At 74.1% G+C, this 15555-nt stretch carries 12 protein-coding genes and 1 pseudogene; 6 read left to right on the top strand and 7 right to left on the bottom strand.

What is annotated here, in order from left to right; all coding sequences use genetic code 11:
* From J7523_RS19070 to J7523_RS19050, 5 genes and pseudogenes are all read left to right on the top strand, one after another.
* Window positions 1-128 (top strand): annotated as a pseudogene (locus tag J7523_RS19070) (glucose-1-phosphate thymidylyltransferase); the annotation flags it as partial.
* 156 nt (window positions 129-284) lie between these two features.
* Window positions 285-2810 carry an N-acetylmuramoyl-L-alanine amidase gene (locus tag J7523_RS19065; protein WP_291890206.1) on the top strand — a complete coding sequence of 842 codons (2526 nt, stop codon included), beginning with the start codon at window positions 285-287 and terminating at the stop codon, window positions 2808-2810.
* Between the two features lie 186 nt (window positions 2811-2996).
* On the top strand, window positions 2997-4328 hold the full coding sequence (locus J7523_RS19060; protein WP_291890205.1) for a glycosyltransferase family 39 protein: 1332 nt from the start codon (window positions 2997-2999) through the stop codon (window positions 4326-4328).
* A gap of 92 nt (window positions 4329-4420) precedes the next feature.
* On the top strand, window positions 4421-5161 hold the full coding sequence (locus J7523_RS19055; RefSeq protein ID WP_291890203.1) for a glycosyltransferase family 2 protein: 741 nt from the start codon (window positions 4421-4423) through the stop codon (window positions 5159-5161).
* The gene (locus J7523_RS19050) at window positions 5158-5562 is read left to right on the top strand and encodes a DUF2304 domain-containing protein (RefSeq protein ID WP_291890201.1); all 405 of its coding nucleotides are present in this window, start codon (window positions 5158-5160) and stop codon (window positions 5560-5562) included. Before J7523_RS19055 ends, J7523_RS19050 begins: the two co-directional genes overlap by 4 nt.
* Window positions 5563-5658: 96 nt before the next feature.
* Here J7523_RS19050 and J7523_RS19045 read toward each other — a convergent pair whose 3' ends face one another.
* From J7523_RS19045 to J7523_RS19025, 5 genes are all read right to left on the bottom strand, one after another.
* A complete protein-coding gene (locus tag J7523_RS19045) occupies window positions 5659-8145 on the bottom strand; it encodes a SpoIID/LytB domain-containing protein (RefSeq protein WP_291890199.1) in 2487 nt (828 codons plus the stop codon).
* Between the two features lie 130 nt (window positions 8146-8275).
* Window positions 8276-10087, bottom strand: coding sequence for a DUF6077 domain-containing protein (locus tag J7523_RS19040; RefSeq protein WP_291890209.1), 1812 nt, complete (start codon window positions 10085-10087; stop codon window positions 8276-8278).
* Between the two features lie 2 nt (window positions 10088-10089).
* Window positions 10090-10503 (bottom strand): DUF2304 domain-containing protein, encoded by a 414-nt coding sequence (locus tag J7523_RS19035; protein ID WP_291890197.1) that lies wholly within the window; start codon window positions 10501-10503, stop codon window positions 10090-10092.
* Window positions 10504-10507: 4 nt separating this feature from the next.
* The gene (locus J7523_RS19030) at window positions 10508-11179 is read right to left on the bottom strand and encodes a glycosyltransferase family 2 protein (protein WP_363267347.1); all 672 of its coding nucleotides are present in this window, start codon (window positions 11177-11179) and stop codon (window positions 10508-10510) included.
* Between the two features lie 76 nt (window positions 11180-11255).
* Window positions 11256-12665 carry a hypothetical protein gene (locus tag J7523_RS19025; RefSeq protein ID WP_291890194.1) on the bottom strand — a complete coding sequence of 470 codons (1410 nt, stop codon included), beginning with the start codon at window positions 12663-12665 and terminating at the stop codon, window positions 11256-11258.
* Between the two features lie 152 nt (window positions 12666-12817).
* On the opposite strand from J7523_RS19025, the gene J7523_RS19020 reads away from it, so the two are divergent.
* Window positions 12818-13894 (top strand): hypothetical protein, encoded by a 1077-nt coding sequence (locus tag J7523_RS19020; protein WP_291890192.1) that lies wholly within the window; start codon window positions 12818-12820, stop codon window positions 13892-13894.
* A gap of 7 nt (window positions 13895-13901) precedes the next feature.
* On the opposite strand, the gene J7523_RS19015 is transcribed toward J7523_RS19020, so the two are convergent.
* Entirely contained in the window at window positions 13902-15380 is a 1479-nt protein-coding gene (locus tag J7523_RS19015) for an oligosaccharide flippase family protein (protein WP_291890190.1), read from the bottom strand.
* A gap of 4 nt (window positions 15381-15384) precedes the next feature.
* Window positions 15385-15555: DegT/DnrJ/EryC1/StrS family aminotransferase (locus J7523_RS19010; RefSeq protein ID WP_291890207.1), on the bottom strand; the 171-nt coding region annotated here is incomplete at its 5' end.

The raw sequence follows: 15555 nt of genomic DNA, 5'->3' as shown, positions 1-15555 counted from the left end.
CGCCCGAGGAGGTGGCCTGGCGGCGCGGCTTCCTCTCGGACGACGAGCTGCGCGTGCGCGCGGAGAAGCTCGTGAAGTCGGGCTACGGGAGCTACCTGCTGAGCCTGCTGGAGTCGGGCGACCGCTGACCGGTCCCGCACCCGTCACGGCGGCGGTCCCGCGCGCAGCGCGAGCGCGGGGTCGCCGCCCTCGCCGAGCGCACCGCCACCGACCGGCCGGTGTGTCAGCACGAGCCTGACCGCTGCGCGTGGTTCCCTGGCCCCTGGCGACAGGGGAGCGACATGATGAGGTCAGGAACACTCGGCGCGGCGACGCTCGCGCTGCTGATGATGGCGGCAGCACCCGCGACAGCGGCGGTGGTGCAGGCACCTCCCGCGGCCGTCGGGGCGCCGACGGCCGCGGGTACGGCCGTCTCGACGGTCGAGCTCGACCTCAGCGGCGTCGCCGCTGCCGCCGTCGCGGACCTGCCGGAGGTCCCGCCGGAACCCGTCGAGACAGCTCTCGACCAAGGGGCGCCAGCGCCCGCTCCCGCCGTCGTCGACGAGGTAGCGCAGGCGGGCGCGTCCACGCCGACCAGCAGCACGCGCACGCTCGGCATGACGACCTCCGCGCGGTTCACGGTCCGCAGCGCGGCGACGACGCCGGAGCCCGCGGCCCCGTCGCCCGAGCCGGACGCGGACCCGAGCACCGAGCCGGGGACGAGCACGGCCACGCCGTCCCCAGCCGAGGGCGACCCGGACGAGCCCCTCCTCCCGAGCGCCTCGCCGCAGCCTGAGGACGAGCCGACGCCTGCACCCCAGCCCACGCCCACCGCCGCGGCGGACGGACCCGAGGCGGACGTGCTGACCGCAGAGATGGACACCGCGGAGTTCTCGGTGCTCGGGGTCAGCTGGCAGGCCGTCGCCGACGCGGCCGACGACGACACCGTGATCCGCTACCGGGTCCGGCAGGACGGCGTCTGGAGCGAGTGGGAGGCGGTCGCGCCTTCCGACATCGGTCCCGACGCCTCGTCCCCCGAGCGGGGCACCGGTCAGCGCCGTGCGACGGACCCGATCGTCGCACTGCGCGCCGACGGCCTGCAGGTCTGGGCGAACTCGACGAGCGGCACGGTCACCGGGCTCAAGGCGGTCCTCATCGACCCCGGAACGCGCGCGGCCGACGCGACGGCGGGCACGCGCCCCGCCTCCGCGGGCACCGACGAACAGGATCCCCGGACCCCGGTCGCCACCACAGCATCGGTCGCCGCCGCAGCCCCGGCGCCTCCGACAATCATCACTCGTGCCCAGTGGGGTGCCGACGAGTCGCAGCGCACGTGCCGACCGGACCTGTCGACCGAGGTCGTCGCCGCCGCGATCCACCACACCGCGTCTACGTCGACCTACGGCGAAGCAGACGTCCCCGGCCTGCTCCGCGGCTTCCTCGCCTACCACACCCGGCCGGAGGCGGCGGGAGGCCGGGGCTGGTGCGACATCGGCTACAACTTCCTTGTCGACCAGTTCGGACGAGTCTTCGAGGGCCGTGCCGGCGGGACCGACGTCCCGGTCGTCGGGGTGCACACCGGAGGCTTCAACTCCCGCACCTTCGGCGTCGCCGCGATCGGCAGCTTCGACGCCGTCGCGCCGACACCCGCGATGACCGAGTCGATCTCCCGCCTGGTCGCCTGGAAGTTCGCGATGCACCGCATCACCGGCTCGGGGTCCGTGTCCATGGTGTCCGGAGGCGGCGCGAGCAAGTACCCCGCGGGGACAGTCGTGACGTTCCCGACGATCTTCGGCCATCGCGACGCGCAGTTCACCTCGTGCCCGGGCCAACGCCTGTACGACCAGCTCGGGAGCATCCGCGCGCGCGTCGCCGCCCTCGCGGACGCCGCGGTCGCGTCCACGCCCTTCGGCGGCTGGGACTCCACCTCGACCACGGCCGGATCCATCACGGTCTCGGGCTGGCTCATCGACCCCGATCTCAGCGCGCCCATCACGGTCCGCGTCTCGGTCGACGGGGTCGAGACCCGGGCTGTCGCCGACCGTGACCGTCCTGACGTAGGACGACTCTTCCCCGCGTACGGGTCGCGCCACGGGTACTCCGTGACGGCGCCCGCGCGCGGTGGCACGCACGTCGTGTGCGTCCGCGCTGTCAACGTCGGCGCCGGCTCGGACCGGATCCTCGGCTGCCGCTACGTCACCGTGGCCAACACCCCACCCATCGGCCAGGTGGACTCCGTGACGCTCGACGCTGCGGCGGGGACCGCGAAGGTGTCGGGCTGGGCTCTCGACCGCGACACGGCGGAGCCCATCGCGGTCCACGTCTACGTGAACACGGGAGGCACCGCCGTCATGGCCGACCGTGAGCGCCCGGACCTCGCCTCGATCTCCGCCACGACGCGACACGGGTTCGAGGTCACCGTCCGGGTCCCCGCGGGGAACAGCACCCTGTGCGTGTACGCGATCAACAGCCCCGCGGGCGACAACCCGTCGCTGGGCTGCCGCGCGCTGAGGGTTGCCGCGACGCCTCCCGTCGGGCAGATCGACTCGGTGCGGCTCAACACCCAGGCCGGCACAGCGACGGTCTCGGGCTGGGCGCTCGACCCCGACACCCCGCAGCCGATCGACGTGCACGTCTACGTGGACACCGGCGGCACCCCTGCCCGCGCCGACCGCGAGCGGCCCGACCTGGCAGCGATCTCCCGCACCACCAACCACGGGTACGAGGTCACCGTCCGCGTCCCCGCCGGGAGCCACCGGCTGTGCGTCTACGCCATCAACGTGCCCATCGGGGACAACCCGTCGCTCGGCTGCCGCGTGGTCAGTCGATGACAGGCACCTCCGCGAGGACGAGCGAGACTCCTCCGAGGGGTGCCCGGAAGGTCGCGCTGCAGCGTCTAGGGTGACGCTGTCATCCAGCAGAGCGACGAGGACGAGGACGCTGTGAGCCATTCCGCCGAACCGAGAGCGACGACGCAGCAACCGACGCCGCCGGCGTGGCAGAGCGTCCTTCGGCGCGTGCTGCCGCCGCTCCTGGTCGTCCTCGTCGCGCTCGTCTCCGTCGGCCTGCACGTCCGCACCTACACGCTGGTCGGCCCGATCGACGAGCTCCAGCACATCGACTACCTCTACAAGAGCCCCGAGCTGGTGCGCCCCGGGGACCGCTTCGGGGACGAGGCGATGGAGGAGGAGGCGTGCCGAGGCCTCGACTACTCCGGCTTCGAGCTGCCGCCGTGCGTCCGTGGCGGGGACTACGACCCGGACGACTTCCAGGAGGCCGGGTACAACACCGCCTCCGCCAACACGCCGCTCTACTACACGATCACCCACGCTCTCGCGGCCCCGCTCAAGGCTGTCGCAACGATGGACAGCCTCGTCACCGCGGGCCGCCTGGTCGGTGGACTGTGGCTCTCGGCCGGTCTCCTGCTGGCCTACGCCGCGGCGCGGCGTCTCGGCGCCGGCAGGTGGGCGTCGGCCGCAGTGCTGGCGCTGCTCGCGTGCACGCCCGCGGTCGTGTATCCGAGCGCGACGATCACGCCCGACGCGGCCACGTTCGCCGTCGGGGCGGGCGCTCTCCTCGCCGCGCTCTGGTGGGAGGAGCGCCCCGCCCGACGATGGCCCGTGCTGGCCGTCGTGACCGTGCTCGCGCTGGCGATCAAGATGACGAACATCACCGTCCTGGTCGCGATCGGCCTCGCGATGCTCATCCGGCTGGTCGCCCAGCGGTGGTCCCTCGTGGGGTCCGAGAGCGCCTCGCGGCCGGACGGCGGCCCCGCGCGGGGGGACGTGCCGGGACTCCGTCCGGTGGACTGGGTGGTCGGAGGCGTGACGCTCGCCGTGACAGCCCTCGTCGTGGCAGCGGGGTGGCAGGTCGCGCAGGGGGCGCTCACTCACGGCGACCTCGACGCCATCCCGATGAACCAGAAGTTCAAGACCGACGAGCTGAGCATCGAGGGCGTCATCGGCTACGTCGGCCAGTGGCTCACGCCGCTGTCGAGCCCCTGGGCGCAGGTCGGGCGACCCGAATTCACCGACGCGCTGCAGCGGCTGTCCCAGCTCGTGGTCAGCACGGGGTTCGTCGCCGCGGCCGTCATCGGGCTCCGCGCGCTGCGGGAGCGCTCGCTGGCGTGGGCGGTGCTGCTCACGGGCCTGACCGGCGCGTCGCTCTTCATCGTCGTGAGCTTCGTGGCCCAAGGGCTGTACGTGCCCCCGCCGGCCCGCTACGGCTACGCGCTCGTCCCCACGATGGCCGTCCTCACCGCCACGGGGGTGAAGACGCGACCCGCGACTGTGGCCTTGTGCGTGCTCGCCGTCGGGGCGCTGGTCTTCTCCGTGCTGCGCCTCGTCTGAGGCCGCCCGGCAGCGGGCAGGTCCCCCGGTCTCCGGGCCGTCCGTGACCGCCGACCCAGGAGGTCACGGACCCGTCGGCTAGAGTGTCCGCCGTGCTTGCCTCCCTCGACCGTGTGCTGGTCGTCCTCCCGGCGTGGAACGAGCAGGAGGCTCTCCCAGGTGTTCTTGCCGAGCTCCGGGAGACCGTTCCGGACGCGGACGTGCTGGTCGTCAACGACGGCTCGACCGACCACACGTCCACGGTGGCCCGCGCCGCCGGCGTCGCGGTCCTCGACCTCCCGATCAACCTGGGCGTCGGCGGAGCGATGCGCGCCGGCTACTCGTACGCGCTGCGGCGGGGCTACGACGGCGTGATCCAGCTCGACGCGGACGGTCAGCACGATCCCCGGAACATCGCCGATCTGCTGGCCACGATGCGGCGCGAGAAGGCGGACATCGTCATCGGGGCACGGTTCGCCGGCACCGGGACGTACCAGGCACGAGGACCACGGCGCTGGGCGATGCGCGGTCTGTCTGCCGTGCTCTCGCGGCTCACCGGCAGCCGCCTCACCGACACCACCTCCGGCTTCAAGCTCTCCGGCCCCCGCGCCGTCCGGCTGTTCGCCACGAACTACCCGGCCGAGTACCTGGGAGACACGATCGAGTCCCTCGTCATCGCCCACCGGGCGGGCCTGACGGTGCGGCAGACGGGCGTCTCGATGCGGCCCCGTGCCGGCGGCGAGCCGTCGCACAGCCCGGTGAAGGCCGCGGTGTTCCTTCTACGTGCAGGGCTCGCCCTCGTCGTCGCTCTGACACGTCCGCGCACCGCCGTCCCCGGGGAGGCTGTCCGATGAGCGGGTATGGTTTCGCGCTCGGCCTCTCGGCCCTCACGCTCGTCGTCCTGCTGTGGCTGCTGCGCGCACGCAGGCTGCGAGAGAAGTACGCCGCCATCTGGATCGTGCTCGCTGTCAGCATCGTCGTGCTCGGCGCCTTCCCCGGGCTCGTCTTCGGTCTCGCCCGGTTCGTCGGCGTCGAGACACCGGCGAACCTGCTGTTCGCCAGCTCGCTCGTGGTGCTGCTGCTCGTCTGCATTCAGCTGAGCACGGAGCTGTCCGGACTGGAGGAGGAGACGCGCACCCTCGCGGAGGAGCACGCCCTGCTCGCGCGTCGCGTCGACGTCCTCGAGGCTGCTGCGGCCGCCGGCCGCGACGGCGTGGATCTCAGCGATAACGGCGCCGCCCCGCCCTCCGCCTGAGCCCCTCGGTCGACTGGGGTGACGCGCAATCGTCGCGCATCCACGCCTCTCCCCTGCGCGAACGGCGGGGAATCACCGGGCCGGTGAGGAGCACGGCTACGGGACGACGACCTGGCGGCACCCCAAGGACGTCGGCGTACCGGCACCGACGTTGTCCACGGTCAGGCAGACGGTGTGGCGGCCCGAGGACGCCTGGGCGAGCTCACGAAAGCCGAAGCTGTTGCCGTACGTCGGGTAGACCCTGCCGACGTCCGTCCGTGTGACGGACGCGCGGACGTGGTGACCGCGGCCGTCGACCTCGACCCACACGAACGGGGACGCCGTCGTGTCGGGGTCCAGGGCCCATCCGGTGAGCTGGATGCCGCCGCTCACGCCCTCCGCGACCTCCCAGTTCCCCACCGGGGATCCTCCCGGCACGTCGACCACTCGGCAGCCGAACGGCCTGTCGGACCCGTTCGCCACGTTGACGGCGGTGACGCAGACCGTCCGGCGACCGGGCGGCGCGCTGACCAGCTGGACGAACCCACGGCCGCTGCCGTAGCCCGGATGGGCGGCCGCGACGTCCGCACGCGTCGACCGCACAGGCACCGGGTGACCCGCGCCGTCGACGCTCACCCAGACGTAGCCGGACGCCGTGGTGTCGGGATCGATCATCCAGCCCTTGATCTCGACTCCACCCGGCACCGCCGTCGCCACCTCCCAGTTGCCGAACGGCGGACCGCCGGGCACCGACACCGTGCGGCAGCCGAGCGATGTCGCGACGCCCGTCGGGGTGTCGACGGCCTGGGCGCACACCTCTCGGCTCCCCGGTGCCACCGACCGGAGCGCGACGGCGTATCCGTGCGCCGGCCCGAACCCGGGCAACGCCGCCGCCACGTCGCCGCGTGTGCCGTTCGCGGTGGTCGTGCTCGCGACGACGCCGTCGACGGTCACGCGGACCTGGAGGGCCGTCTGCGGCGCGTCACCGTCGGCCGCCCAGCCCGAGACCGTCACGACCGGTCCCCGGTCGTCGCCGCCGGGCACGGCGGTGATCGAGTCCACCGAGCCGAACGGCGGGGTCCCGGCGGACGCGATCGTCCGGCACCCGAGGTCGGTGTCGGATCCGACACCCACGTTCACCAGCGTCACGCAGGCGGTCCCCGACGACGCACCAGGCACGACCGCGTCGAACCCGTGGAGCGGCCCGGCGCTCGGGTAGGCCGCGGCGACGTCGTCGCGACGCACGTCGGCCCGCACGGTCGTGACTGCGCCGCCGACACGGACGCGGACGTCGATCGCAGCTGCAGTGTCCGGGTCGATCGCCCAGCCCTTGACGCGCACGCCGCCCGCCGCCGCCTGCGCCACCTCGAAGTTGCCGAACGGCTGGTTCACCGACGTGGGGTTCCACCAGCTCGACAGGAGACCGAAGGCCGGGGTGGAGATCGTCGCCGTGCCGGTGCTGCACTCGAGCCGGGCCGAGGTGATGCGGCCGCCGAGGTCGCCGTTGCCGTCTCGTGTGAGCGTCATCCGCTGCAGAGTCCCGCCGGACGGGCACGACTGCTGGACGCGCGCCACGGGCAGCGTGTCCGTCCAGCGGGTGCGCCCATCGCCCGGCGCTGTGCCGGTGTACGGGTCGGCGCGCGCGACGAGGTACGGGCGGCTCCCGGCCTTGGAGTAGCCGCCGTTCGTCGACGAGAACTGAGTGAAGGCAGGCCCACCACCGTAGTAGCGCGCCACGCGTGCGGTCTCGACGATCGCCGCGTCCGTCGAGGCGCGCGTGACCGCCGAGACCGCGCCTCCCGCCGTCCTCGACGCCAGTCCGGCGTACACCTGGCACTGCGTGGTGTCGCACAGGTCCGCAGTGCCTGAAGTCGAGCGCACGGCGAGCGCGTAGGAGCGCGCAGCGACGGCCTGCGCACGCAGCGCCGCCGGCGCCCACGAGGACGAGACCTCCTGCGGCACGACCCCCCGCAGGTACTGCTCCATCGGCACGTGGTTGACGACCTCGAGCGACGAAGCACCGGTCGCGTGCAGGCGAAGGCTCCCCGCGTACAGGCGCGCCGAGCCATTCGCGGCGTAGGCCCACACCTCGGCGGCCTGCGCTCCAGCGACCTGCATCGGTCCCGCGAAGGCCGCGGACCCGGCGATCTGGACGGCGGCGCCGTCGACGGTGGCGCGGAACAGGCCGCCCGTGCGGGTGACCACCACGCGTCCGCCGGCGGGCAGCGTGGTGCGCGCGCCCGTCGACAGGTCCGTCAGCACGAGCGAACCTGTCGAGGGGCCGAGCTGGGCGGAGCCACCGGCCAGGCTGAGGAGCCGCACCCGCAGCGGATAGTCCTGACCGATGTCGAAGTCGGTCGTCCCGGGGTAGTAGAAGTCGAGGATCGCCGCCGTGCTCAGTCCCTGTAGCGCCGCACCCTGCGCGCCCCACTGCGACATGCCGATGCCGTGACCCCACCCCCGACCCTCGACGGCCCACGAGCCGCTCGCCGGGACCCCGACGACGTCGGCCGCACCGGCCGGCGGCGCGGGCAGGACCACCACCCCGAGCACGGCCGCGAGGACCAACGTCACACCCGCCATCAGCCGACGCCGCACTGCCACCCGAACCCCGCTCCTCACATCGCCGTCCGCCGTCACCGGCTGCCGCACGCTATCCGGCCGCGGCCGGGGTGTCGTCTCGGCTCGCCGAGGAGCCGTCGGCAGATGTGCGTACCCGGGAGCGGGCCGGCGGTCATCGGCTCCAGCAGGTCCACGGGCCGTCCGCGAAGCCCGGCCCCCACTCGAGGAAGACCTCCGCGGTGAACGCGTCCGACCACGCGACGCACGCCACCGAGACGTCGAGCGCGTCGAGCGCGGCCCTGGTCCGCTCGAGGTTCCCCGGGACCCGCAGAGATGTGTCGCCGTCCGCGAGCGACTGCAGGAAGACCCTCTCCTCGACCTGCGAGCCGGGCACCTGGTCCAACGACCGCACGTAGTCCATCCTCGTGCCCACCGGGCGCAGCTCGGACGTCAGCACACCGGTCATCATCGCGACCCAGTTCGCCGCCAGGTACCGTCCTCGCGGCGCCTGCTCGACGATCCACCTCGCGGCCGCGAGGTCCACCTGCTCACGGACCTTCCAGGTGCCGGGGCGCCCCAGGCCTGCGCCGTTCGACCTTCCCCACAGCGGCTGCCCGACCGCCAGGATCGCCACGAGCGCCAGGGCGACAGCGGGTGCGGCGGGCGCGGCCCACCGCCGCGCAGGCAGGCTGGCGACGACGCCGACGAGCGCGGGGACGGGCACGACCCACGCGATCCGGTAGGCGATCGCGTCACCGCCCGTCAGCGCGGTGAGGATGGGGTACAGGGGCGGGACAGTGCACAGCAGGCCCACGGCGACCGCCGTCGCCACGCCCACCTGCGCGGGTCGCTCGAGCGCGGCGAGCCACCGGGGCCACAGCACCCCGGCAAGGACGAGCACGGCGGCGACGGACACGAGCGCCCAGACCGGCGGGGCGTCACCCAGCACGCGGAACCAGAGCCACTCCCCCGCCCGGCCGCCCTCGTTGCGTGCGCCCACCGGCGAGAGCACGGTCATCAGGCCCGCAGCGAACGGTCCGACGCTCGCCGACAGCACCACCACGACCGCGTCGCGCCACCGTCGCGCGAGCAGCAGGGCGACGCTCGTCGCCGCGGCCACGAGCGGCACGAGGAAGACGGCGGTGGACGAGCACCCGACCGCTGCGAGCCCCACCGTGGCGAGCACGGCTGCCGCGCGCGAGAGATCACCGCGTGGCAAGGGCCCGTGGCGGCGCCACAGGACGGCGACGTACGCGTAGAGATACGGCACCAGGACGGCGAGCAGCATCACCTTGCCCTGCCAGATCCGCGCGACGAAGAGGTTGCCCCAGGTCGCGTGCGCGTACCCGCCGAGCATCAGGAACACCAGGGCCAGGACGAGGGAGGCCACCGGCCGCCGCGCGCCCCAGGCACGCAGCAGCACCCACAGCGCCCACACGGCGGCGAAGGCAGCGAGCGGCACCGCGTAGCGGTAGACGACGTCCCCGGCGGGCAGGCCGGTCGCACGGGCCAGCGCCCCGAGCAACGCCTCGATGGAGCTGACGTTCGGGACCGAGCCGAACGTCGCCGGCCAGCCGGGCTCGCCGAACACGAAGTCGCCGTCGGGCAGTGCCCCGTGCTCCGCGATCCACGTCGACCGCACGACGAACGACGCGTCGTCACCGTCCGGCCTGGAGATGGCGGAGGCGAAGAGCGCGACCGCGCCCGCCAGCCCCGCGACCACCCGGCTCCGCACCGCGCCGCCTTCCGGCAGGTCACGCGTCCAGGAATGTCGCGCGCGCCGCACGGCGACGCCCACGACCCCTATCGTCCAGCCGACGAGCGCGGCGGTCAGCGTCAAGCCGGCCAGCACACCCCAGTACAGGAGAGTCCACAGCCCGAGCGCCGCGACGGCGACGTCCAAGCAGCCGTCGACGAACCTGCCGACCCGGTCGGGTCGGGGACGCGCCGTCTCGACGGGCGTGAGCGTCGGCGCGCCGGTCATCGTCACGCGGCTCCCGGGCGGGTGCGCGGGCCCGGCGTGCCCTCCGACGGCGGGTCACCGTCGCTCCCCGGTACGCGCGCCGGACGGAGGTCGTCCGCGACCTCGTCGAGCGCGAGCCGCCGGGCGAGACGGGTGATCTGACCCTCGAGGTCCCGGAACCGGCGGTACGACGTGACCAGGTAGCCGAGGAAGACCACGATCAGCCCGTAGAGCAGGAGATCGGTCCCCCGACCCACACCGACGACCTGCGCGACCGCGTTCCACGCGTCGGGAAACAGCACGGAGAGGACCGCGAGCGCGGCGAAGCCCGTGACCGAGACGCGCCGCACGGCGAGGTGCCGAGCACCGGCGGGGGCTCGCAGGCTCAGCACCACGACCACGGCGATCGCGAGGAGCAGCAGGACCTTGATCAGCACGGGCTCACCGGTACAGCTGCTCGGTGACGATGTTGACCGCGTTCAGCACGGACTGCCCCTTCGATCGCGAGTAGTCGGAGTACACGATGTGCACGGGGTGCTCGACCCACCGCAGCCCGGAACGGCCGATCTGCTCGATGATCTCCGACGCGTGCGCCATGCGGTTCTGCCGGATGCGAAGCGTCGCGAGCGCGGTCGCGTTGAGCGCCCGCAGGCCGTTGTGGGTGTCCGTGAGCCGGACGCCCGTCGTGAGGTTCGAGTACAGGACGGCAGCCTTGAGGACGGCTTGCTTCAGCGCGCCCGGACGCGTGCGCCCGTCGAGGAACCGCGAGCCCAGGACGACGTCCGCGTCGTCCTGGCGGAGCCTCTCAACCATGGCCGCGGCGTCGTCTGTCCGGTGCTGGCCGTCGGCGTCGAACGTCACGACGTACTCGGCGCCGAGCAGGCGCGCGGCCTCGAAGCCGGTCTGCAACGCGGCACCCTGACCGAGGTTGAGCGGGTGTTCGACCACGAGCGCGCCCGCTCGCCGTGCGACGGCCGCGGAGTCGTCGGAGCTGCCGTCGTCCACGACGACGATGCGCGGAAACACCGCCAGCGCGGCAGAGATCACGTCGCCGACGACGCTCCCCTCGTTGTACAGGGGAACCACCAAGCAGGTGTCGGTGTTGTCCGCCACCGGGTGCACTCCTGGGGTCGCTGAAGTTGACGACACACAGTACCCGCAGCGACCCGACCCTGCACCAGTCCCGACGTCACCCAGACGTCGTGACCTGCGGGCCCTCATCATCGGCCGTCCTCGTCACGTCCCGGGCAGGGAGCTCGACACGCGGCGGCGCCAGCAGGACGGCGACGGGGAGGGCCCACGCGACGGCCTGCGCGATGAGCGTGTACCGGGGGTTCGGCACCGAGCTCGTGGTGAGCCCGAAGAAGGCGGCGACGACCAGGCTGGCCCCGAACAGCACCACCGCCACGCCGGCGACCGCCGCGTCGCGCCTCCGGCGCCGCACCTCCATCACGGCGACGACCGACCCGAACGCCAGCACCAGGGCCCCGGGCACTGACCAGGCCATCACGGCAGCCGTGACGCCGGGGCGGTGCTGCGCCATCCGTGTGAAGTCCCAGTTGGCGCTGCTGTTCGACCCGGTCACCCAGTCGAGCGCGACGGCATACGGTCCGCCGAGCCCGTGGACGACGTCCTGCGCCGACCTCTGCACGACGGCGCGCGCGCAGCAGTCCAGTGTGGCCCGCACCGCCGCGAGCAGGTAGCGGTCCCCGCCGGCCTCGACGAGCGCGTCGGCGACCTCCCACCGGTTGGCCCCGGGCGACGGGAACGCGACGGCCACCTCTTGCGGGACGAGCTCGCGGATGTCGTCGACGTGCGGTCCCGCGACCCGACCGAACAGCGAGGCCGTCGCGGACGGGGCTGAGCGCCCGAGGTCGGCGGTCTGCGTGGCCCTGTTGACCAGGGTCATGCCCTGGCCCGGCACCAGGACACCGACGAGCACCACGCCGGTGAGCAGCAGCGCGCGCCGGCGGCTCAGTCGCGAACAGGCCCGACGGCGGGTCCTGAGCAGCGCGACGACGCCGGCACCGACCGCGATCGCCGCGGTGACGTACAGCCTGTCCGGCCGCACGAACACCGCAGCCGCGACCCCCAGCACCAGCACCAGCACAGTCCGCGCGTCGAGCCGGTCCCGCGCCACGACGCGTGCGGCCGCGCACGCCACCACGACGAGCGTCGAGAGCGCGAACGAGTCCGTCAGCACCGTGGCCGCGTAGTGCAGCGGCAACGGCACCGTCACGACGACGGCCGTGCACGCGAGCACGCGGGTCCGCGACGCGTGCGGGGAGGCGGTTCGCACCAAGTACCACGCGGCCGCGACCCACACCGCCAGCTGCATCTGGTACAGGAGCACGGTCCACGGGACGTGGAGGACGGACCCGATCTCGACCGCCCCCCGGATCGCGACCGGGTACGCCAGCGTGCGGTAGCCGTCGAGAGCGAACGACTGCGCCTGCGCGATGTACTCGACCGTGTCGCCGTACTGCGGGATCCACACCTGGTTGCCGACCCACCACCACAGCCCGAGGAAGACCTGCACGGCGCCGGCCGCGACGAGCGTCAGGGTCGCGACCGTGGCGACGCGGGAGCGCGGCTCCATACCGTCACCCTCCGTCGACATGCTCACCTCTCCTCACGCCTGTGCCCTGGGGGCCTCGTCGCGCGACAGACTACGGGGCGACCTCCTGGGCCCCCAGTCGCGCGACCCCGCGTGCACCACGGCCCACCCGCCGGCACCGTAGGCTCGTCGCCGTGGAGTCGCAGAACCACTACTACGGCCACAGCAGCGCGCTCGCCCGCTACGCGGGTCTCGACCGTCCCCGGCACCTGCCCGGCCTGCTGCAGCACGGCTGGACCGCCGTGTCTCCGCTCGACACCCACTTCCGCGACTTCCCGGCCGTCGGCGCGCCCGAGGGGCGGGTCCGTCGGCAGCTCTACGTCTGGTCGCACTCGTCACGTGCGTGGGACCCGGCCAGCGCCCCGCGCCGGAGCACCGCCCTCGGGGCACCATGGCACTATCTGTGCCGCCTCGTGGAGCCACGGGCCGCGGGCGCCGGCACCGTGATCCTGCCCGTGCACGGCATCGCGACTCAGCCGCTGATCGGCGACCATGCCGCCGTCGCCCGGGCGTGGGCGGAGACCGAAGGTCCGGCGACGGTCTGCCTCTACCACGTCGAGGCCCGAGACCCGGCGGTCGTCGCCGCCTACGCCGCGGCCGGTCACCAGCTCGTCACCCTGGGCGAGCGCACCGACCCCGCCTTCCTCGGCAGGCTGCACACGCTGCTCACGGGGGCGAGCCGCGTCGTGTCAAACCGGCTCTCCACCCCCGTGCTGTACGCCGCGTCGGTGGGCATCGACGCCACCGTCACGGGTCACGCCATGCGGCTGGCGGGTGAGCCTCGACGGGCGGCCGACGCACTCGCCGTCCGGTGGCCCGAGTTCTACGAGGCCGGGACGTCCACGGCGGAGCGCACGGCCGTGGCGCGCGCCGAGACGGGCGCGGACGCAGTGCTCCCCCCGGAGGAGCTGCGTCGTCTCCTGCGCTGGGACCGTCGGAACCCGGGCCCGTGGCTGGACCATTGGCTACGGGCGCCCGCGTCACGTGCAGTCACGCAGGTCCGCCGTCGCGCCATCGGGGCCGCGCAGCAGTCGCCGCCGTCGGACGCCCCGTCGATGCCCTTCGCCGCGTGGTTCGCCGCGGCCACGCAGTACCTGCCTCGGCCGCTCGGCGCCGCGCCCGCGACGCCCAGCGCACCGCTCGAGGTCCCGACCCCAGGGCCGGGGACGCGGTCGTCCGGCGTTCGCGGGGGCGGGGCGAGCGACCGGTAGCAGCCCGCTAGAGGCCGCCCTCCGCGCGTACGCCCGTCCGCAGGGCCCGACGCACCGCGAACAGCCCGCCCGCACCGAGCAGCGCGGCCCCGCCCACCCTGGCGACCGTCGCGACGTCGCCGTCGGCCGGCACGAGTGCGCCGGCCACGCTGACGGCCAGCCACAGCGTCGTCGTCAACGGCGCGGCAGGCGGGGACCACGGACGGTCGGCGACGCGGCGCTGCACGACGGTGGTCAGCGCCGCCAGCAGCAGGTACGACACGAGGTACCCGACCCCCACCCCGACGAGCCCCCCTACGCCGGTCAGCCACGTGGCAGCGGCGAGCCCACCGGCCACGGCGGCGGGCGTGCTCAGCGCGAGCCGCCACGTGCGCCCGCACGCGAACACGAGGTGCGCGCTCGCCAGGTACACGACCGACGGCAGCGCCGCCGCCGAGGCCACGGCGACCACCGGGACCAGCACGTCCGGCGGGTAGTGGGACGAGGGCGCGAGGCGCACCAGCCACGGCGCCAGGAGGGCCACGCCGCCGGCGAGGACGACAGCCACCAGCGCGATCACCGGGGTCGTCTCGTCGAGCACCCGCCCACGGTCGGCCGGCGCCGCCCGGTAGACCACGGGCGCCCACGCGTTGTTGAGTCCGGCCGTCACGACCGTCGCCCCCGCACCGATCGTCAGGGCGACGTTGGCGGCCCCGCCCGAGCCGTCGAGCGCCCGGTCCGCGACGACCACCAGCCCGGCCAGCGCCAGGTAGAGGGCGACCTGGTGGGGCACCGTGGGCGCCCCCACGCGCAGCGCGGCGCGGAGCCCGCGCCGGGTGACCTCGGCGCGGCCCGCGCGCAGCACGACCACGAGGCCGGCGGTACCCGCGAGGACGTAGCCGCCGGCCACGCCCGCGAGGTAGGCGACGGCGGTCGGCCCGGTCACCGCCACGGCCACCATGCCCGCGGCCGGGCCCACCAGGCTCGCGACGACGGCGAGCAGCACGAAGGGCACGGGGCGGTCGGCGCCGCGCAGGTACGCCTGCGCGAGCACGGTCCACGCACCGCCGGCCCCCGCGACGAGCGCGAGCACCAGCTCCGACCCGAAGGGCCGACCCAGCACGAGCGGGGACCACGCGCCGCCCGTGGCCACGAGCACCGCGGCGAGGACCGCGGCGATGCCGGCGCCTTGCAGGACGACGCCCCGGGCCCCCGCGGCACCGCCGGCGTCGAGGACGTACTGCCGCGTGATCGCCGCACCGAGCCCGAGGGCGACGAGGATGAAGGAGACCTGGGTCACGACGGTGGCGACGGCGACGAGGTTGTACTCGACGGGCGGTACCGCCCGCGTCACGACCGGGATGACCGCCAGCGCCGCCAGCGCCGGGCCGGCGGTGGCGAGCGTGTAGAGCGAGCCACGCCCCAGCACGGTCCGGGTCGCGGACGGCGACGCGGCGGCCGGTGCGTCCACGGCGGGGCCCTCCGGTCCGGGCGCGGCGGCGCTCACGGGTCTAGCGCCCCGCGACCGCGCGCCGCACCTCGTCGATCACGCGGTCCACCTGGGCGTCCGTGAGGTCGGGGAAGAGCGGCAGGGAGATCTCCTGCGCGTAGTAGGCCTCGGCGTTCGGGCACTGGCCGCGCTGGTAGCCGAGGTCCGCGAAGACGGGGTGCCAGTAGGCGGG

The sequence above is a fragment of the Cellulomonas sp. genome (assembly GCF_017744555.1).
In the GTDB taxonomy this organism is placed as follows: domain Bacteria; phylum Actinomycetota; class Actinomycetes; order Actinomycetales; family Cellulomonadaceae; genus Cellulomonas.
Note: the sequence above shows the minus strand (reverse complement) of the source record. Positions and strands in the feature narration are given on the sequence as shown.

Bases quoted from the DNA above. Each gene is read 5' to 3' on its own strand.
- J7523_RS19040 (WP_291890209.1), bottom strand. From the start codon at position 10,087: ATGACCGGCGCGCCGACGCTCACGCCCGTCGAGACGGCGCGTCCCCGA.
- J7523_RS19025 (WP_291890194.1), bottom strand. From the start codon at position 12,665: ATGGAGCCGCGCTCCCGCGTCGCCACGGTCGCGACCCTGACGCTCGTC.
- J7523_RS19050 (WP_291890201.1), top strand. From the start codon at position 5,158: ATGAGCGGGTATGGTTTCGCGCTCGGCCTCTCGGCCCTCACGCTCGTC.
- J7523_RS19065 (WP_291890206.1), top strand. From the start codon at position 285: ATGAGGTCAGGAACACTCGGCGCGGCGACGCTCGCGCTGCTGATGATG.